This window comes from Pseudomonas sp. RC3H12, from assembly GCF_018596375.1.
Taxonomy (GTDB): domain Bacteria; phylum Pseudomonadota; class Gammaproteobacteria; order Pseudomonadales; family Pseudomonadaceae; genus Aquipseudomonas.
Window position 1 is genome coordinate 4,112,284 of sequence record NZ_CP075595.1, and the last position, 20,264, is coordinate 4,132,547.

The 20,264-nt window shown below is 61.5% G+C and carries 6 protein-coding genes, 2 tRNA genes, 3 rRNA genes and 1 pseudogene; 4 read left to right on the forward strand and 8 right to left on the reverse strand.

Features of this window, described 5'->3' with window-relative positions; genetic code table 11:
* The first annotated feature begins 191 nt into the window (after nt 1-191).
* Nucleotides 192-1,142 carry an IS110 family transposase gene (locus tag KHO27_RS18700; protein WP_111533460.1) on the forward strand — a complete coding sequence of 317 codons (951 nt, stop codon included), beginning with the start codon at nt 192-194 and terminating at the stop codon, nt 1,140-1,142.
* Nucleotides 1,143-1,376: 234 nt separating this feature from the next.
* Here KHO27_RS18700 and rrf read toward each other — a convergent pair.
* The 6 genes from rrf to KHO27_RS18730 all read right to left on the reverse strand — a co-directional run bounded on the left by rrf (nt 1,377) and on the right by KHO27_RS18730 (nt 8,614).
* A 5S ribosomal RNA gene (gene rrf / locus KHO27_RS18705) occupies nt 1,377-1,492 on the reverse strand.
* A 137-nt stretch (nt 1,493-1,629) separates the two neighbouring features.
* Nucleotides 1,630-4,523: ribosomal RNA gene (locus KHO27_RS18710) — 23S ribosomal RNA — on the reverse strand.
* A gap of 245 nt (nt 4,524-4,768) precedes the next feature.
* Nucleotides 4,769-4,844: transfer RNA gene (locus tag KHO27_RS18715), tRNA-Ala, on the reverse strand.
* 24 nt (nt 4,845-4,868) lie between these two features.
* A tRNA-Ile gene (locus KHO27_RS18720) sits at nt 4,869-4,945 on the reverse strand.
* A gap of 86 nt (nt 4,946-5,031) precedes the next feature.
* Nucleotides 5,032-6,568 (reverse strand): 16S ribosomal RNA (locus tag KHO27_RS18725).
* Together the 16S, 23S and 5S rRNA genes with 2 tRNA genes alongside form the textbook arrangement of a ribosomal RNA operon.
* Before the next feature lie 489 nt (nt 6,569-7,057).
* Nucleotides 7,058-8,614: an MFS transporter gene (locus KHO27_RS18730; protein ID WP_110703106.1), complete on the reverse strand. Its 1,557-nt coding sequence runs from the start codon at nt 8,612-8,614 to the stop codon at nt 7,058-7,060.
* A gap of 151 nt (nt 8,615-8,765) precedes the next feature.
* Between KHO27_RS18730 and KHO27_RS18735 the strand changes: the two are divergent.
* The 3 genes and pseudogenes from KHO27_RS18735 to cysC all read left to right on the forward strand — a co-directional run bounded on the left by KHO27_RS18735 (nt 8,766) and on the right by cysC (nt 11,277).
* A pseudogene (locus KHO27_RS18735) lies at nt 8,766-9,639 on the forward strand (LysR family transcriptional regulator).
* Complete coding sequence (locus KHO27_RS18740) at nt 9,629-10,645, forward strand: hypothetical protein (protein ID WP_250888381.1); 1,017 nt, start codon at nt 9,629-9,631, stop codon at nt 10,643-10,645. Before KHO27_RS18735 ends, KHO27_RS18740 begins: the two are co-directional and overlap by 11 nt.
* Nucleotides 10,646-10,701: 56 nt before the next feature.
* Complete coding sequence (cysC, locus tag KHO27_RS18745; protein ID WP_110703110.1) at nt 10,702-11,277, forward strand: adenylyl-sulfate kinase; 576 nt, start codon at nt 10,702-10,704, stop codon at nt 11,275-11,277.
* Nucleotides 11,278-11,309: 32 nt separating this feature from the next.
* Here cysC and KHO27_RS18750 read toward each other — a convergent pair whose 3' ends face one another.
* Together KHO27_RS18750 and KHO27_RS18755 are read right to left on the reverse strand one after the other, a co-directional pair.
* Entirely contained in the window at nt 11,310-12,806 is a 1,497-nt protein-coding gene (locus KHO27_RS18750) for a TolC family protein (protein WP_102684138.1), read from the reverse strand.
* Between the two features lie 63 nt (nt 12,807-12,869).
* Complete coding sequence (locus tag KHO27_RS18755; protein ID WP_214500622.1) at nt 12,870-20,264, reverse strand: Ig-like domain-containing protein; 7,395 nt, start codon at nt 20,262-20,264, stop codon at nt 12,870-12,872.

Genomic DNA, 20,264 nt, shown 5'->3' on the forward strand with positions numbered 1-20,264 from the left:
GACTGAAGGGGTGAGAGCGGTGGATGGCAGACTGCAAGCCGGCGGTGCCCTAGAGCACGTGTGGGAGCATAGTCGCCATCCACCCCTCACTCTGACCTGAAGCCCGAACAGTTGGATGAGGTGCGAGCTCGAAATCACAAGCGTGGGATAGGTCAGAGCGCTCTCACTTCCCAGTGTAAGAGGGCTTGGCCATGATTTCCTGTTTCGTTGGTATCGATGTTTCGAAAGCGACCCTGGACGTGGGGTTCTGGCCTGAACTTTCCAAGCCATTCCAGCTGAGGAATGACCCTGAGGGGATTGCCCAGCTGATTGCCTGCTTGAACGAGCTTGAGGTCGAGCGGATCGTGCTCGAGGCTACGGGGGGCTATGAGAAAGCGGTTTTCAAGGCGTTACGCATCGCTGATTTGGATGTGGTCCGCGTCAACCCCAAACGCTCTCATGACTATGCCCAAGCAATAGGTCAACTGGCCAAAACCGACAGGATCGATGCCTTGATGCTGGCCAAGTTTGCTCAGCATCTTGCATCCCCATCAAAGATCGAGCCCAGTCAGGCACGTGATGAGCTGAGCGAGCTGGTCAAGCTACGGGATCAGATCGTTGAGCATCGCGACGATGACAGACGTCGAATCAAGCAAGCGACTTCCCCTGTAGCAATCACCTTCTTCACTGAGCACATTGCGTCTCTCAACGCTCAGATCAAGGCATTGGACAAACACCTTGCGCAGGCCTCAAAGGCGCTGAACAGCGAGAAAGCCAAGCACTTGGCATCAGTCAAAGGCGTAGGCCTGATTACGACTGCCAAGCTGATGGCCTACTTGCCCGAGCTGGGCACGCTGAGCGGACGGAAGATCACCGCCCTGGTGGGGCTGGCGCCCTACAACAAGGACAGTGGGAGCAAGAGCGGCCCACGCAAGATCGAGGGCGGGCGCTACAAAGTTCGTGGCGTTATCTACATGGCGGCTTGGGTGATGATCAGGCACGTCCCTGAGTTCAAGACCCGGTATGACGCACTGGTAGCGCGTGGTAAGCGCCCCAAAGTAGCCGTGGTGGCTTGCATGCGCGTGTTGCTGGTGCGGCTGAATGCCATGCTGAGGGACGGTACGCCATGGAAGGACCATAAAACCCAGGCGCCCGCAGCCTGACATTTCTCAGAGGTAGTTACTGATAGCGGGCTTCGCCAGCGACTCCATCTGGAGGGAGTCGCTGGCGAAGCTATGTCTGAAAGGATCTTTCTAAAAAAATCCCCTCAAGACAGTTGCTCCCACACTGACAGTACCTGGGGGTACCGGCTTGCTGATGATATGACCTGGCCGATTTTCCGGGCACAAAGACAAAACCCCTACCTGCTCGCGCAGATAGGGGTTTTGCGAAATGAATCTTGACGATGACCTACTCTCACATGGGGAAACCCCACACTACCATCGGCGATGCATCGTTTCACTGCTGAGTTCGGGATGGGATCAGGTGGTTCCAATGCTCTATGGTCGTCAAGAAATTCGGTTGCCAGTACGTCTTTGCAGACATGCCAGCCAATTCGGATATGCGATATGTGTGGTTCGTCGCGAACTTTCGGTTCGTTTCGTCTTCACCACCACAATTTGGCCTCAGCGCAAATTGCTTGGGTGTTATATGGTCAAGCCTCACGGGCAATTAGTATTGGTTAGCTCAACGCCTCACAGCGCTTACACACCCAACCTATCAACGTCGTAGTCTTCGACGGCCCTTCAGGGAGCTCAAGGCTCCAGTGAGATCTCATCTTGAGGCAAGTTTCCCGCTTAGATGCTTTCAGCGGTTATCTCTTCCGAACATAGCTACCCGGCAATGCCACTGGCGTGACAACCGGAACACCAGAGGTTCGTCCACTCCGGTCCTCTCGTACTAGGAGCAGCCCCTCTCAAATCTCAAACGTCCACGGCAGATAGGGACCGAACTGTCTCACGACGTTCTAAACCCAGCTCGCGTACCACTTTAAATGGCGAACAGCCATACCCTTGGGACCGGCTTCAGCCCCAGGATGTGATGAGCCGACATCGAGGTGCCAAACACCGCCGTCGATATGAACTCTTGGGCGGTATCAGCCTGTTATCCCCGGAGTACCTTTTATCCGTTGAGCGATGGCCCTTCCATACAGAACCACCGGATCACTAAGACCTACTTTCGTACCTGCTCGACGTGTGTGTCTCGCAGTCAAGCGCGCTTTTGCCTTTATACTCTACGACCGATTTCCGACCGGTCTGAGCGCACCTTCGTACTCCTCCGTTACTCTTTGGGAGGAGACCGCCCCAGTCAAACTACCCACCATACACTGTCCTCGATCCGGATAACGGACCTGAGTTAGAACCTCAAGGTTGCCAGGGTGGTATTTCAAGGATGGCTCCATGAGAACTGGCGTCCCCACTTCAAAGCCTCCCACCTATCCTACACAAGCAAGCTCAAAGTCCAGTGCAAAGCTATAGTAAAGGTTCACGGGGTCTTTCCGTCTAGCCGCGGATACACTGCATCTTCACAGCGATTTCAATTTCACTGAGTCTCGGGTGGAGACAGCGCCGCCATCGTTACGCCATTCGTGCAGGTCGGAACTTACCCGACAAGGAATTTCGCTACCTTAGGACCGTTATAGTTACGGCCGCCGTTTACCGGGGCTTCGATCAAGAGCTTCGCTTGCGCTAACCCCATCAATTAACCTTCCGGCACCGGGCAGGCGTCACACCCTATACGTCCACTTTCGTGTTTGCAGAGTGCTGTGTTTTTAATAAACAGTCGCAGCGGCCTGGTATCTTCGACCGGCGTGGGCTTACGCAGCAAGTGCTTCACCCTCACCGGCGCACCTTCTCCCGAAGTTACGGTGCCATTTTGCCTAGTTCCTTCACCCGAGTTCTCTCAAGCGCCTTGGTATTCTCTACCTAACCACCTGTGTCGGTTTGGGGTACGGTTCCCAGTTATCTGAAGCTTAGGAGCTTTTCTTGGAAGCATGGCATCAACCACTTCGCGCTCTAATGAGCACTCGTCATCAGCTCTCGGCCTTAAGATCCCGGATTTGCCTAAGATCTCAGCCTACCACCTTAAACTTGGACAACCAACGCCAAGCTGGCCTAGCCTTCTCCGTCCCTCCATCGCAATAACTGGAAGTACAGGAATATTAACCTGTTTTCCATCGACTACGCTTTTCAGCCTCGCCTTAGGGACCGACTAACCCTGCGTCGATTAACGTTGCGCAGGAAACCTTGGTCTTTCGGCGTGCGAGTTTTTCACTCGCATTGTCGTTACTCATGTCAGCATTCGCACTTCTGATACCTCCAGCAAGCTTCTCAACTCACCTTCACAGGCTTACAGAACGCTCCTCTACCGCATCACCTAAAGGTGATACCCGTAGCTTCGGTGCATGGTTTGAGCCCCGTTACATCTTCCGCGCAGGCCGACTCGACTAGTGAGCTATTACGCTTTCTTTAAAGGGTGGCTGCTTCTAAGCCAACCTCCTAGCTGTCTAAGCCTTCCCACATCGTTTCCCACTTAACCATGACTTTGGGACCTTAGCTGACGGTCTGGGTTGTTTCCCTTTTCACGACGGACGTTAGCACCCGCCGTGTGTCTCCCATGCTCGGCACTTGTAGGTATTCGGAGTTTGCATCGGTTTGGTAAGTCGGGATGACCCCCTAGCCGAAACAGTGCTCTACCCCCTACAGTGATACATGAGGCGCTACCTAAATAGCTTTCGAGGAGAACCAGCTATCTCCGAGCTTGATTAGCCTTTCACTCCGATCCACAGGTCATCCGCTAACTTTTCAACGGTAGTCGGTTCGGTCCTCCAGTCAGTGTTACCTAACCTTCAACCTGCCCATGGATAGATCGCCCGGTTTCGGGTCTATACCCAGCGACTAAAGCGCCCTATTAAGACTCGCTTTCGCTACGCCTCCCCTATTCGGTTAAGCTCGCCACTGAATATAAGTCGCTGACCCATTATACAAAAGGTACGCAGTCACCTAACAAAGTAGGCTCCCACTGCTTGTACGCATACGGTTTCAGGTTCTATTTCACTCCCCTCTCCGGGGTTCTTTTCGCCTTTCCCTCACGGTACTGGTTCACTATCGGTCAGTCAGTAGTATTTAGCCTTGGAGGATGGTCCCCCCATGTTCAGACAAAGTTTCTCGTGCTCCGTCCTACTCGATTTCACTGGCAAGAGATTTTCGTGTACGGGGCTATCACCCACTATGGCCGCACTTTCCAGAGCGTTCCACTAATCTCAAACCAGCTTAAGGGCTGGTCCCCGTTCGCTCGCCACTACTAAGGGAATCTCGGTTGATTTCTTTTCCTCAGGGTACTTAGATGTTTCAGTTCCCCTGGTTCGCCTCTTGCACCTATGTATTCAGTACAAGATAACCAGCTTATGCTGGCTGGGTTCCCCCATTCAGAGATCTCTGGATCACAGTCTGTTTGCCGACTCCCCAAAGCTTATCGCAGGCTACCACGTCTTTCATCGCCTCTGACTGCCAAGGCATCCACCGTATGCGCTTCTTCACTTGACCATATAACCCCAAGCAATCTGGTTATACTGTGAAGACGACATTCGCCGAAAATTCGCACGTCGCTCTTTCGAGCAGAACTCACAAATTTTACCTTAGCCTGATCCACCCGCAGTGAAACGGGTGTTCAGTCTATTTCTATCACATATCCGAATTTTTAAAGAACGATCTGACAAAAGTCAGAAATCAACATTCATTGCCGAATGTTCATTTCTAAGTTCTGAGCAGTGCTGCGAAACCTGAAAGAGTGGTGGAGCCAAGCGGGATCGAACCGCTGACCTCCTGCGTGCAAGGCAGGCGCTCTCCCAGCTGAGCTATGGCCCCATTTGACCAGCCGCACCAAGTAATTGGTAGGTCTGGGCAGATTTGAACTGCCGACCTCACCCTTATCAGGGGTGCGCTCTAACCAACTGAGCTACAGACCTATAACAGGGTCGCGTTACAGCATCGTCTTTACACAATGAATCAAGCAATTCGTGTGGGAGCTCATCAGCAGGCTGATGTCTTCGATTAAGGAGGTGATCCAGCCGCAGGTTCCCCTACGGCTACCTTGTTACGACTTCACCCCAGTCATGAATCACACCGTGGTAACCGTCCTCCCGAAGGTTAGACTAGCTACTTCTGGTGCAACCCACTCCCATGGTGTGACGGGCGGTGTGTACAAGGCCCGGGAACGTATTCACCGCAACATTCTGATTTGCGATTACTAGCGATTCCGACTTCACGCAGTCGAGTTGCAGACTGCGATCCGGACTACGATCGGTTTTGTGAGATTAGCTCCACCTCGCGGCTTGGCAACCCTCTGTACCGACCATTGTAGCACGTGTGTAGCCCAGGCCGTAAGGGCCATGATGACTTGACGTCATCCCCACCTTCCTCCGGTTTGTCACCGGCAGTCTCCTTAGAGTGCCCACCATAACGTGCTGGTAACTAAGGACAAGGGTTGCGCTCGTTACGGGACTTAACCCAACATCTCACGACACGAGCTGACGACAGCCATGCAGCACCTGTGTCAGAGTTCCCGAAGGCACCAATCCATCTCTGGAAAGTTCTCTGCATGTCAAGGCCTGGTAAGGTTCTTCGCGTTGCTTCGAATTAAACCACATGCTCCACCGCTTGTGCGGGCCCCCGTCAATTCATTTGAGTTTTAACCTTGCGGCCGTACTCCCCAGGCGGTCAACTTAATGCGTTAGCTGCGCCACTAAAATCTCAAGGATTCCAACGGCTAGTTGACATCGTTTACGGCGTGGACTACCAGGGTATCTAATCCTGTTTGCTCCCCACGCTTTCGCACCTCAGTGTCAGTATCAGTCCAGGTGGTCGCCTTCGCCACTGGTGTTCCTTCCTATATCTACGCATTTCACCGCTACACAGGAAATTCCACCACCCTCTACCATACTCTAGCTCGCCAGTTTTGGATGCAGTTCCCAGGTTGAGCCCGGGGCTTTCACATCCAACTTAACGAACCACCTACGCGCGCTTTACGCCCAGTAATTCCGATTAACGCTTGCACCCTCTGTATTACCGCGGCTGCTGGCACAGAGTTAGCCGGTGCTTATTCTGTCGGTAACGTCAAAACAGCAAGGTATTAGCTTACTGCCCTTCCTCCCAACTTAAAGTGCTTTACAATCCGAAGACCTTCTTCACACACGCGGCATGGCTGGATCAGGCTTTCGCCCATTGTCCAATATTCCCCACTGCTGCCTCCCGTAGGAGTCTGGACCGTGTCTCAGTTCCAGTGTGACTGATCATCCTCTCAGACCAGTTACGGATCGTCGCCTAGGTGAGCCATTACCTCACCTACTAGCTAATCCGACCTAGGCTCATCTGATAGCGCAAGGCCCGAAGGTCCCCTGCTTTCTCCCGTAGGACGTATGCGGTATTAGCGTTCCTTTCGAAACGTTGTCCCCCACTACCAGGCAGATTCCTAGGCATTACTCACCCGTCCGCCGCTGAATCAAGGAGCAAGCTCCCGTCATCCGCTCGACTTGCATGTGTTAGGCCTGCCGCCAGCGTTCAATCTGAGCCATGATCAAACTCTTCAGTTCAATACTGCTTGGGTTTTTAAGAAACCCTAAACTTGGCTCAGCAATCTCAAATGACTATGTGACTTCTCGCATGGCCACTTGTGATGCTGATAATCTTGGCGACTATCAGTCCATACTCACAAGCACCCACACGAATTGCTTGATTCAATTTGTTAAAGAGCGGTTGGCTAAGCGCTTTTCGTCTCAACCGAGGCGCGTATTCTACGCTTTCCTCATTTCGTGTCAAGCGTTTATTTTGAAGTATTTTGCGAGAAACCCGTTCAACTTCAAACACTTGACTCGCTGCGATCTCTCGTAGCGGGAGGCGAATCATACAGCGTTACAACCTGCTGTCAACTGCCTTTTTCACCGCTGCCGATCAGATGACCGAAGCACTTCCGGAACCTTTCCAAACAATCAACTCATTGATATTCAAGGAGTTTTTCGTTCCGATGTCGCTGGAAGTGGGGCGCATTATAAGGGGATCTGAAACCCCGTCAACCGTTAATTTCATATATTTGCAATGTCCGGTTCAGGCTGATGAAGAGCCTGCCCGATCGGCAAGGGCTTGTTCAGCAGTACCCCCACTAGCACCGCAAAGATCAGCGCCGCGACACCGGCACTGCACAGCACCGCCTCGAAGCCGCCGATGAGCGCCTGGCGCGCCAGTGGTGCCGCCACCTCTCTCAGCCTTGGGTCGAGCAACGCCAACGCAGCCTGCAGATCCCCCGCCGCCACCCGCGTGGCCATCTCCCCCGCCGCATCCAACGCCTCAGGTGCCTGGATCGCCAGGGCATCGCGCAGCAGTTGCCCACTGCGTGCCGCAAGGATGCCGCCGAGAATGCCTATGGCAAGGACGATGGCCCCAAAGCGCGTGGTGGTGCTCAGCCCCGAAGCCATACCGGTGCGCTCACGCGGCACGCAGGCCATGATGTTCTTCTGCGTATCGCCATTGAGCAGTCCGGCTCCGGCGCCCAGCACGACACTGGCCAGGGCGAACGCGGCATAGCTACCCTGGCCGGAGGCCCAGGCGCAGGCTAGGTTGCCCACCCCGACCAGGACCAACCCCAATGCGAATACCTGGGCCGGCGACAGGCGCGCAGCCATGCGCATGCCCAGCCGAGGCGTCAGCAGCATGGCCACGGCGAATGGCAGCATGCCCGCGCCCGCGGCCAGGGCCGAGAGCTGCAAACCGCCCTGCAGGTACAACGGCAGCAAGGTCATCATCACCTGCGCACAGGCGGCATAGGCGAACATTCCCAGCAAGGCACCGATGAAGCGCCCGCTGCGCATCAGGCCGAGGTCGACCATCGGCCGCGCCTGGCTGCGCTCGACCATCACGAACAGGCCAAGCAGGAACGCGGCGATCAGCAGACGCCCCAGTGTGGGGGCGCTATCCCAACCGACCCGATTGGCGTCGATCAAGGCCCAGATCAGGTAGCCCAGGCCACCGGCGAAAGTCAGACTGCCCAGTGGATCGAACCGCGCCGCCGAACCGTCGCGGGACTCCTCGATACTGCGTACGACCATGAACGCCAGCACGATCACCAGCGGCAGGTTGATATAGAAGATCCAGCGCCAGCCCAAGGTACTGGCGATCAGCCCACCGAGCAGCGGCGCAAAGGTGATGGTCGCGCCCATGCACGCGCCCCAGAAAGCCCAGGCCCGCATGCGCTCCTGCGGCGCATGGAAACGGTGGCCGATGGCGGCCAGCGCGGCAGTCAGCAACAACGCGGCCCCGATGCCCTTGGCTGCTCGGGCCAGATCGAGGAACAACAGGCTCGGCGCGGCGCCGCACGCCAGCGAGGCCGCGCCGAACAGCGCCAGGCCGAGCAGCAGCATGCGCCGCCTGCCGAAGCGGTCGGCCAGGCTGCCAGCGGGTAGCAGACAGGCGGCGAACGCCAGCAAGTACGCACTGACCACCCATTCGATGTCGCTGAACGAGCCGGACAGGTCGCGGGCAATGCTGGGCAGGCTGACCGCGACGATGTTGGTGTCGAGGATGATCACGGCGCACACCGCCGAGGCGGTGAACAGGGTGAAGCGTGGTGAGGCGGCTGCAGGCATGGCAAGGCTCCGTTATAGAGAGCAGGCAGGTCGTCGCCGCTTTACCGCCACGACGCCAGCCTTGTAGTGTTGCCTCAACCATAACGCCGCAGGGCGCCCGGCTTGTTAGCCAGCACGTCCCGCGTCATTAGCGCCTGGCTAACGAGGCCCCATGGAGATACGTCACTTCCGCTACTTCCTTGCCGTCGCCCGCCACGGCCACTTCACCCGCGCCGCCGAGCAACTAGGGCATCGCCCCGCCGACCCTGAGCCGGCAGATCCAGGACATGGAGCGTGAGCTGGGCGTGCGGCTGTTCGAGCGCAGCCAGCGCGAGGTAAGCCTCACCGCCGCCGGCCAGGCCTTGCTCACCGAGGCCGAACAGGCGGTGCAGCAGTTCGACGCCGCACAGTTGGGTGCACAGCGTGCCGGTCGCGGCGACAGTGGGCGGATCGAACTCGGCTACGTTGCCTCGGCGGCTTACTCCGGCACCCTGCAGCAACAGGTCAGTCGGTTTGCCCAGGCTTATCCCGGCATACAGCTGAACATTCGCGAAGTGCCCATGCTCGAGCTCCCCTCTCTTGTCGACGAGGGCCAACTCGACCTCGCCTACTTGCGCTCGCCGATGGAGCTGCCGCAGAGCCTGAATGCCATCGCCCTGCACCAGGAAGGTTTCGTCCTGGCGCTGCCGGCCAGCTCGCGCCTCAACGAACTGAAGACCATCCCGGCCTCACGCCTGGCCGACGAAATCTTCATCTTGCCCGAGCAGATCTCCGGCACACTGGCAATTGCCAGCCAGGGCAGTTTCACCCCCCGCCTGGGGCCGCAACCGGGCAGCCTGGTGGCGGTGCTCACCCTGGTGTCACTGGGCCAGGGCGTGGCCGTGGTACCGGCGTCGGTGGTCCAGCGCATCAGTTTGCCCCAGGTCAACTACCGGCCCATTGCTGACGCCCAGGCAAGTTCATGGCTGAGCCTGGTGCACCGCCGCTTCGAAAAGTCGCCCGCAGTGCTGCGCTATATAGAAGGAGTGCGCCAAGGTGCCGAATGATCACCTACGTTCTGGCTTTCGGGCACTGCTGGCGCTGCTCGCCTGCCTGACCTGGCCCACGTGGGCCGGCGACGCCATGCAGACGATGGCGCTGGGCAAGCCTGCGCCCTACCCTTTCTTCACCTATGCCAATGCCAGGCTCGACACCCGCCTGCCGGTCCAACATGCAGTGATCGTGCTCCATGGCGTGCACCGTGATGCCGACCACTACTATCGCAGCGGCCTGACCCTGCTCGGCAATGCGGGACTCCCCCAGGACGACACGCTGCTGCTGGCCCCCCGCTTCTTCAGCGAAGACGATCCCCAGACAACGCCCACTCCGCCCTTGTGGTTGAAAAGCCAATGGTTGCAGGGCCACGAGTCCGTGGCCGGACGCTCCGGCATCTCGGCATTCGCCGTGCTAGACGACCTTCTCGCCTACCTTGCCGATCGTCATCGATTTCCACACCTTGAAGACATCACCTTGATCGGCCATTCCGCCGGCGGCCAACTGTTGCAGCGCTATACGCTGCTCGGCACGGGCGACCAGGCGCTGCGCGCCCTTGGCATCCATGTGCGCTACATTGTCGCCAGCCCTTCCACCTACCTGTACCTGGATGCCAACCGCCCCCTTGGCGAAGGCTTCGCCCCTTTACCTGCCGCGCAGTGCGCTGACTACGACCGTTACCGCTATGGCCTGCCGGGCGCACCGGACTACTTCGCCACGCAGCATCTCGATGCCCGCCAGGTGCTCAGCCGCTACGCCGCACGCGACGTGACCTACCTGGTCGGCGAACGCGACCGCCACCCCCGCAGCCGGATCATGGACCGCAGCTGTGCAGCCCAGGCCCAGGGTCGTGACCGGGTCGAGCGGCAACTCAACTACCTGCGCTACGAGGCTTTTCTTGCCCAGCGCTGGTCGATTACGCTCGCGCATCGTCAGTACGTACTGCCGGGTATCGGCCATGACCCCGCCTGCCTGCTGACCGATCCAGGCGTTGCGCAGTTGCTGTTCCCCGGCCACTGACATTCCACCACGCCGCGCAGTACACTCGGGCCCTCCCCCTTTCGGAGACGTCCAAGGTGCATCACGCAGGAAGCGATGAACATCCACCAGCACGTGCCCGAGCTGGCGCGGTCATCTGGCTTACCGGACTCTCCGGCGCGGGAAAGTCGACACTGGCCCAGGCCCTGGCCCGAGAGCTCCATGAGCTTGGACATGGCTGCTACGTGCTCGACGGTGATGTACTGCGCACAGGGCTGAATGCCGACTTGGGTTTCTCGCCCGAGGATCGCCACGAAAACATCCGCCGGACCGCCGAGGTGGCGGCGCTGTTTGCCGATGCCGGGCTGATCTGCATTACCGCGTTGATCTCACCCTATCGCGCCGGACGCGCCACCGCGCGCCAGGCCTGCAAGGCGGGCTTCCACGAAGTGCACGTCAAGGCTGATCTGGCCACCTGCGAGGCCCGCGACCCCAAGGGCCTGTATCGCCGCGCCCGGGCGGGAGATCTGCCAGAATTCACCGGGATCGATGCGCCCTACGAAGTGCCGGACCGACCAGAGCTGGTGGTGGAGACGGCACAAGTGCCGCTGCCGATAGCAACGGCGCAACTGCTGGCGTACGTACAGCAGCGGGTACTGCACCAAACGCAGTAGGCGCGGGCTGACCCCGCGCCTGCTGGTTGCACTCAACTGCCCGGGGCGATATCGCCACGCTGCCAGCGTGCCTCGTTATTACCCAGGGCCTGGGCAATGTCGGCGAGTTCGCCGGACGGCAGGGTCTGTGGCAACGGGTCGAGCCCGGCGCTGGCGAACACCTGGCCATAGCTATTGCGCAGCTCGGCATAGGCCAGGTCGCGGCGCAGGTCGGCCTGCAGCGCATTCAGTTCCCCCTGGATCAGCTCCAGCTCGCCAATGCCCTGCGCCTGGTGGCGATTGCGCAGTTGCTCGACGATCTGCTGGTCAAGGGCGACCAATTGCTGGCTGGTGGCGAACTGGCGGCGAGCTTCGTTGTAATTGGCATTGGCCACGTAGAGCTGGGCCAGGATGGCCATCGACATCGCCTGGCGACGCGCCTCGACCACCTGTTCGCCAGCCTTGGCGACGTCGATGGACGCCGGCCCCGACAGCACGTTGAACAGGTTCCAGGTGACCTTGACGCCATAATCGGCCCAGTGCTGGTTGGTCAGGAAGCTGTTGCTGTCGTAGTGCCCACCCGCCGAGAACTCCAGCCCCGGCAGCATGCGCAGCATCGACTTGCGCACCTCGGCGGCGCTGATGCGGGCCTGGTAGTCCTGCTCGCGCAATTCGGGGCGCGTGGCCAGGGCCTGCTGCTCCAGCGCTTCGAGGCCTACCTTGAGCTCCGGCACGCTGTAGTCGTCGGTGGCGGCGAGGGTCAGCTCGCTCCCCGGCGGCAGGTTGATCAGCGCGCCCAGTTCAGTCTTGGCCAGCGACAGCGCGCGACGCTGTTCCTCCAGCTGGCGGGTGGCCTCGATCAACGAGCGCTGGTAGTTGAGCGCCTGGATCGGGTCGCCGATGCGCTGGTCCCCCATGCGCTGGCTGTTGTCCCGGGCCTGCTCGACCCGCACCATCAGCGCGTCGATCTGCTTGAGCAGGCGCTCGGCGGCGACCGCCCGCCAGTAGGCCGAGCGCACGTCCTGGATGATGGTCTGCACCACCTTGCGCCGGCGTTCCTGGACGATCAGGCGCTGATCGCCCTGTTGCTTGGCGCTGACATAGCTGACACCGAAGTCGAGCACGTTCCACACCATGGTCAGGTCGGCCACGTCGCGGTCGCGGTCCTGGGAGGTCGATGGCTCCAGGGACTGGGTATTGGTCAGCACGCTTTGGCTGCTCGATGCGCTGACGTTGCTGCGCCCGGCGTAACCGGCCGACAGGGCCATGCGCGGCAGCATGTCGAAGGTGGCCAGGTCGACCTGGCGTTGGGCCAGGGCTTCTTCCATGATCTTGAGGCGTGCCTCCAGGTTGTACTTGACCGCACGAGCCATGGCCTGGTGCAGGGTCAGCGGCCCGTGCAAGGCCTCCTGGCCCTTGAACATGCTGGCAAGGTCCGCCCGCGCCCGCTGCTCGCTGACACTGCGGTCGATGGGTTGGGTCTTGACCGCGCACCCTGTTACCGCCAGTGCCAGTACGCTTACCGCAAAAATCCTCGATGTTCTGCTCATCCCTGTCCGCCCCCTTGGTACGGCACTGCTTTTCTTCTAATTGGATTGCTCGCGTGCGCCGGCTCAGGCCTGCGGCACGGGTACCTCGACCTGCCCCAACGCCTGCGCCAGTTGCCTGGCCTGGCGTTGCTCCCCCTCCTGGAAGGCCTGCAACTGCTGCCCGAGGGTCGGCGCCCCGGTCAGGCCCTTGCCCGCCCCTGCCTCTGCCCCCTGGCGGAATGGCTTGCCACCGCTCAGTTCATACTGGCCACCGTCATCCGGCAGCGTCTTGTCGAAGATGTTGGCCAGGCTGCTGGCCCCGAACACGTTGGCGTCACCACCACCAAAGCCGAGGAAACCGGCCCCCGAACCATTGCCGATACCGCTGTCAGCGTGCTGGCCGGCGAACACCTGGGCCAGGTAGCTCGGCGCCAGCGCACCGTTCTGGATGAACAGATTGCCCAAGGTCGGCAGCCCGCCGCCCGTTGTCGGCACCTCGAACAGCGGCTGTGGCAGCAGCGGCGACTGGAACGGCGCCGTTACCGGCAACGGTGCGATCACCACCGGCGTGCCTGGGCTGGCCTGGCCCGGGCGCGCCGGTGGGTATGCGCGGAATTCCGGATCACCGTCGGTAGACTGCAATGTCACGCTTTGCCCGGCGAAGCCGCCGACCACGTCGTTGCCTGCGCCATCGCGAATGCCGGTGCCACTGGCCTTGAGCCCAAGGGCCAGGCCACCACTGCCCGCCACGCCTGCGACATTGACCTGCCAGGTATGGCCGTCGAGGCGTACCAGCGACTGCAGCGTGCCACTGGCGTTGCCACTGGCCAGCAGTTCGAAGTCGCCCAGGTCGACCCCGCTGACGTCTTCGCTGAAGGTAACGGTGAAGGACTGGCTGCCCGGCGTCGGCGACGGATTCGCCACGATCGAGACCACGCCGGGTGGCGTGCTGTCGACAATGACCCCGTGGCTGTCGCCAATATTGTTCAGCGCCGGTGTCAGTTGATTGCCGGCCGCATCGTGCAGGCTCGCGCCATTGGCCGACAGGCCAAGCACCTGGATGCCATCGGCATCGTTGTCGCCGGCCTGGATCTGGTACTGGAACACCAGCGTCGGCGTGCCTGAGCCGGCCACGAAATCGGCGTAAACCGTGCGCCCGCCGACATCCAGGGCAAGCCGCGGCACGCCGTCGACCATCACCGCCTCGCTGGTGTTGACCACGAAGGTGAGCACATCGCCCGTGTTATAGGGGACGCCGACCGGCACGCCGACACTGCCCACCGTGGGGGCGTCGCGGTCAATGTTGTACGTGGCGCCGGTCAGGCCACCGACCAAGGCGTTGCCGGCCACATCGGTGATACCCGTGGCGCTGCCATTGAGGTTCAGGCCCAGGGTGCCTGTGCCGTGCACACCACTGACGGTGATGACATAGACTCCACCGCCCAGCGCTTGCAGGCCGCTGAGCGTGCCGCTGGCCGAGCCGGTGCCAACCAGGCTGAAATCGCTGAGATCGACGCCATTGACCTGCTCGTTGAAGGTCACGGTGAAGCGCACGCTCTGGGCGTTGCTCGGCGACGGGTCGAGGGTGACGATGCCGACCGCGCTCGGCGCCTGGGTATCGACCAACACCTGGTGGGTGTCAGCCACGCCATTGAGGGTCAGGTCCATGGCATTGCCCGCGGCGTCGACAAGGGTCGCACCATTGGCGGCAAGGCCGGTCACGGTGATGCCGTCAGCGTCGTTGTCACCGGCCTGGACGATGTACTGGAACACCAGGGTCGAGGTGCCGGCGCCCGCCACCAGTTCGGCAAACACCGTGTGCCCGCCGATGTCCAGGGCCAGGCGCGGCGCCCCCGTGACCTGGACCGCTTCACTGGCGTTGACCACGAATACCAGCGAGTCGCCGGCGTTGTAGGACACCCCCGCCGGGCCACCGACGCTGGTCACGCTGGGAACGCGGGTGTCGATGGCGTAGTTGTTGGAATCGGTACTGCCCACGCCGGCGTTGCCCGAAGACGCCGCGACCACGCCGCTGTTGTCCAGGGTGATCAGGTTGCTGGTGTCCTCGACCCCGTTGCCAGGTGTCAGGGTCGCGGTCCAGGTGATGCCGCCATCGCTGCTGCTCAACCCGCTCAAGGTGCCATTGGCCACTGTCAGGTCGGCCAGGGTGAAGCCGCTCACCGCCTCGCTGAAAGTGATGGTCACCAGGCTCGACTCGCCCGCGCGCAGGGCCGTATCGGCAACCACGACGGTGGCGGTGGGGACGACGGTGTTGACCGTGTAGTTGGCCGATGAAGTGGTGCCGGTTCCGCTGTTGCCGGCCAGGTCGGTGTAGCCCGTGTTGTTCAGTACGATCAGGTTAGTGGCGTCCTGCACGCCGTTGCTCGGCGTGAAGATGGCGGTCCAGGTGATACCGCCGTCGACGCTGGACAGCGTGCCCAGGGTGCCATTGGGCAAGTTCAGGTCAGCGTTGGTGAAGCCCGCTACCGCCTCGCTGAACGTGATGGTCACCAACGAGGTTTCACCGACACGCAGATCGCTGTCGGCCATGACGATGGTGGCGGTTGGCCGCTGGCTGTCAACGGCGTAGTTGTTCGAGTCGGTGGTGCCGGAACCGGCGTTGCCGGCGGTGTCCGTCACCCCGCTGTTATCCAGGGTGATCACGTTGGAGGTGTCGGTGATGCCGGCGCTCGGCGTCAGGGTCGCGGTCCAGGTGATACCGCCATCGCTGCTGCTCAGCCCGCTCAGGGTGCCGTTGGCCACGGTCAGGTCCGCATTGGTGAATCCGCTCACCGCCTCGCTGAAGGTGATGGTCACCAGCGACGTCTCGCCGATGGCCAGGTTGCTGTCGGCCACCACGATGGTCGCCGTCGGGCGCTGGGTGTCGATGGCATAGTTGTTCGAGTCGGTGCTGCCGGTACCGGCATTGCCGCTGCTCTGGCCGACCACGCCGCTGTTGTCGAGGGTGATCAGGTTGGTGCTGTCGGTGATGTTGCCGGTCGGGGTGAAGGTGGCCGTCCAGGTGATGCCGCCGTCGGCGCTGGAGACCGCGCTCAGGGTGCCGTTGGCCACGGTCAGGTCCGCGTTGGTGAATCCGCTCACTGCCTCGCTGAACGTGATGGTTACCAGTGAGGTTTCACCGATGCGCAGCGCCGCATCGCTTACCACCACGGTGGCCGTGGGTTGCAGGGTGCTGACGCCGTAGTTGTTGGAGTTGGTGGTACCGCTGCCGGCGTTGCCAGCCAGGTCGGCCACCCCGCTGTTGCTCAGGGCAATCACGTTGGTGGCGTCCTGCACGTTTACCGAAGGGGTGAACGTCGCCGTCCAGGTGATGCCGCCATCACTGCTGGAAAGCCCACTCAAGTTGCCGTTCGCCACCGTCAGATCGGCGAGGGTGAAGCCGGTTACAGCCTCGCTGAAGGTAATGGTCACCGTGGTGGTCTCGCCGACGGTGAGATTGTTGTCGGCGACCACGATGGTGGCCGTCGGGCGCTGGGTGTCGACGGCGTAGTTGTTCGAGTCGGTCGTGCCGCTACCGGCGTTGCCGGCCAGATCGGCCACCCCGCTGTTGTCCAGGGTGATGAGGTTGGTGGTGTCGGTGATGTTGCTTGACGGGGTGAAGGTGGCCGTCCAGGTGATCCCGCCGTCGCTGCTGGACACCGCGCTCAAGTTGCCGTTGGCCACCGTCACGTCGGCATTGCTGAAACCGCTCACGGCCTCGCTGAAGGTGAACGTCACCAGCGACGTCTGGCCGATGACCAGGGTGGGGTTGGCCACCACGATGGTCGCGGTCGGGCGCACGGTGTCGATGGCGTAGTTGTTCGAGTTGGTGGTGCCGCTGCCGGCGTTGCCAGCGCCATCGCTCACCCCGGTGTTGTCCAGGGTGATGACATTGGTCGCGTCGGTGATGGTGCTGTTCGGGGTGAACGTCGCGGTCCAGGTGATCCCGCCGTCGCTGCTGGAGACGGCGCTCAGGGTGCCGTTGGCCACCGTCAGGTCGGCATTGGTGAAGCCGGTCACGGCCTCGCTGAAGGTGAACGTCACCAGCGACGTCTGGCCGATGGCCAGGGTGGGGCTGGCCACCACGATGGTCGCCGTCGGGCGCTGGGTGTCGATGGCGTAGTTGTTCGAGTTGGTGGTGCCGCTGCCGGCGTTGCCAGCGGCATCGCTCACCCCGGTGTTGTCCAGATTGATGAGGTTGGTCGCGTCGGTGATGGCGTTGGTCGGGGTGAACGTCGCGGTCCAGGTGATCCCGCCATCGCTGCTGGACACCGTGCTCAAGGTGCCGTTGGCCACCGTCAGGTCGGCATTGGTGAAGCCGGTCACGGCCTCGCTGAACGTGATGGTCACCTGGGACGTCTCACCGATGCTCAGGTTGCTGTCGGCCACCACGATGGTCGCCGTCGGGCGCTGTGTGTCGATGCTGTAGTTGGCCGAATTGGTGGTGCCTACGCCAGCGTTGCCGGCCAGGTCGGTGACACCGGCGTTGTTCAGGGTGATGACGTTGCTGGCGTTGGTGATGCTGTTGGTCGGGGTGAAGGTGGCGGTCCAGGTCTTGCCGCCATCGCTGCTGGACACCGCGCTCAGGGTGCCGTTGGCCACCGTCAGGTCGGCATTGGAGAAACCGCTCACCACCTCGCTGAAGGTGATGGTCACCGTCGCGGTCTCGCCCACTTTCAGGGCCGTGTCGCTGAGGGTGATGGTGGCGGTGGGCGGAACCGTCTCGTGAATGGCCACCGTGACCGAAGCCGCGCTGGAGGTGGCGCCATCGCCATCGTTGACGGTGACCGACAGGGTGCGGGTGGCCTGGCCGATGCTGTTGGCGGCATTGCTGTTGTCGTAGGTGAGGTTGCGCACCACCGCCTGGACTGCTGCGGCCGTGGCATTGCCGTTGAACGTCAGCACCAGGTTGGCGCCGCCCGTGCCGCCGGTATAGGTGCCGATGGCCACTCCGCCGTAGCTCACCGTGCTGCCGCTGACGCCGATCTGCCCGGCGCCATTGCCCTGGTGGCGGATGCCCAGCACATCTTCGCTGGCGACGCCGTTGGCGCTGACCGCCACGGTCAGGTTACCCCCGGCAAAGTCGGCCGAGTCGCTGTCGGTGACCGTGGCGTTGCTGCCGCTGTCGAGCAGCACGGCGCCACTGCCTTGGGTGAAGGTCTGGCTGTCGCCGTTGAGGTTGCCGATCACCGGCGCAGCATTGAGTGGCTGGACCACCACCGAAGCGGTGCGGGTAGTACTGCCCATGTCGTCATTGATACTGACGGTCACGCTACGGGTGCCGCTGGTGTAGGCCCCTGCGGCGTTGCCATAGGTCACTGTGGCAAGCACCGCACGATACTGGGCCAGGGTGGCCACACCGCTGAGCGACAGCACCGCGCTGCCCGAGCCGCTGATGGTGATGCCGTAACTGGCCGCCGTGGCGATCTGCCCGGCGCTGAGCGACAGGGTCTCGCTGCCGCCATCGAGCACGCCGCCCAAGGTCAGGGTGGCACCACTGACCTGGGTATCGCCGTCGGATTGGCTGATGTTGATGTTCGGCACGATCACCACCGGGGAGCCGGCAAAATTGACGGTGCTGTCGTTACCACCGGTGCTGGTGTCCAGGTCGACCAGCGGCGGCGCCGAGTACAGCACCTCGTAGGCACCGATGTCGATACCGCCGCCACGGGGCCGGTCGAAGCCGCGCAGGTCGGTGGCCGGCGCGCCCGCCTGGGTGCCCTGGTCGATGGCGTTGCTGGCAGTGCTGGCCAGGCGGTAATCGCCGCCGGCGGCATTGACGAAGTTGACCGGGGTGCCGATCAGGTTGGTGGTGCTGGTGTAGCCACCGCCACTGCCGCTGTTGGTGGCGGCATCAAGGGCAGCGCCGTTGACCGTGTTGCCACTGATGATGCTGTTGAGCACCGTCACCGTGCCGGCGCCGCCAGTGGCCCACCCCAGGCCGGCGGAGTTGATGGTGCCACTGCTGGTGTTGAGGTAGGTGTTGTTGGCGATGGTGCTGTTGACGATGCTGACCGAGCCACCGGTATTGCTCAGCACGATGACCGAGGCGCCAGCGACCGTGGCAGTGGCGGCGTAGGTCCCACTGTTGTTGTAGATCGCCACGTTTTCCAGGACGTGGTTGTTGGCGCCGCCCAGGCGTACCAGCGACGACATGCCGGTGGCGCCGATGATGCTCGCATTGTTGTCATGGATCGTGGTGTTGCGTACCACCACCGTGGAGCCTAGGGTGGTCGCCGAGTTGATCACGGTGCCGGCGTTGTCCTGGAAGTTGGAATCCTCGACGGTGATCGAACCGCCATTGGCGCGGATGGCCCCACCGGTGATGTTGCCGGAGAAATGCCGCATGTCCAGGTTGCGCACCGTCAGCACACCGCCACCGTTGCTTTGCAGGCCCGAGGCCTCGCCAGCATCGCGGATGTTGTTGCTGTTGACGTCGCCACTGAGGATGATGTCGCCCTTGCCGTCGCCGTCGACATCACCGTTGATGGTGATGTTGCTGGTCACCGCCAGCGCCGTGGCCGACGACCAGCGAATGGTCCCGCCTTTCAGGTTCTGGTGGAACACGATGATGTCGTTGCCGCTGCCCGCGGCGGAGCCATCTACCGAAGTGTCGGTGTTCGCGGCCTGGATGGCTTCGGCCAGGGATACCTGGCCATCGTTGGCGATGAGTGACGCATTGCTGCTGGTGACGGTGATGGTCGCCAGCGAGGTATTGAATGCCGACAGGTCGCCGCGCTGCACCCCCACGCCAGTGGCCACCGCGCCGGAAACGGTCTCCAGTTCCCAGTCCTCGCCAGCGCGGTTGCCAGTCGAGTCGGCCGAGGCGCCCACGTCGGCACCGCTGAGCCGCGCCACCTCGTTGACGAACATCTGGCCATCGCTGCCAGCGCCGGTGTTGCAAGCAAAGAAGCGGATATCGCCGCCCGGGGCCAGGCTGGCGCCGATGCGCGCCAGGTCGGTTCCATGGCTGGCCAGTTGGTTGGCCCAGATGGCATTGCCGGCCAGGTACACATAGCCACTGTCGCCGTGGCTGATGATATCGACTGAAGTCACGTCGCTACGGCCATTGAGATAGTCGGCGATCTGCTTGAAGCCATCCTTGCCGTTGTCCAGCACCACCACCTCGACCCCGGCAGGCAGGCCGGCGATGAGTTTCTGGTAATCACTTACCGCAGAGTCGACGAATACCACTTCATGATTGCCCGGAGCCTGGGAGATCGGCGCGGTGGCCGGTGCCGCCTGATGGGCCGGTTCGTGGGCGGTGTTATCGCGGGTACTGGCCGCATCACTGGCGGCGCTGGTGTCCTTGCCTCCGGTGGCGGCTACGGCGGCTTCGACCGCCTGAGCCCCCTGATCGGCGACCACGCCCACCGAGGCGTCGAACATCATGCGCGGTTCCAGGGCCTGGATAAGGCTGGGCCGGCTTGCGGAAACGTTGGGTGTGTGGGTGTTTTTACCGCGTTTCCAGAATGCCAT

Bases quoted from the DNA above. Each gene is read 5' to 3' on its own strand.
- KHO27_RS18755 (WP_214500622.1), bottom strand. From the start codon at position 20,264: ATGGCATTCTGGAAACGCGGTAAAAACACCCACACACCCAACGTTTCC.
- KHO27_RS18700 (WP_111533460.1), top strand. From the start codon at position 192: ATGATTTCCTGTTTCGTTGGTATCGATGTTTCGAAAGCGACCCTGGAC.
- KHO27_RS18750 (WP_102684138.1), bottom strand. From the start codon at position 12,806: ATGAGCAGAACATCGAGGATTTTTGCGGTAAGCGTACTGGCACTGGCG.
- KHO27_RS18730 (WP_110703106.1), bottom strand. From the start codon at position 8,614: ATGCCTGCAGCCGCCTCACCACGCTTCACCCTGTTCACCGCCTCGGCG.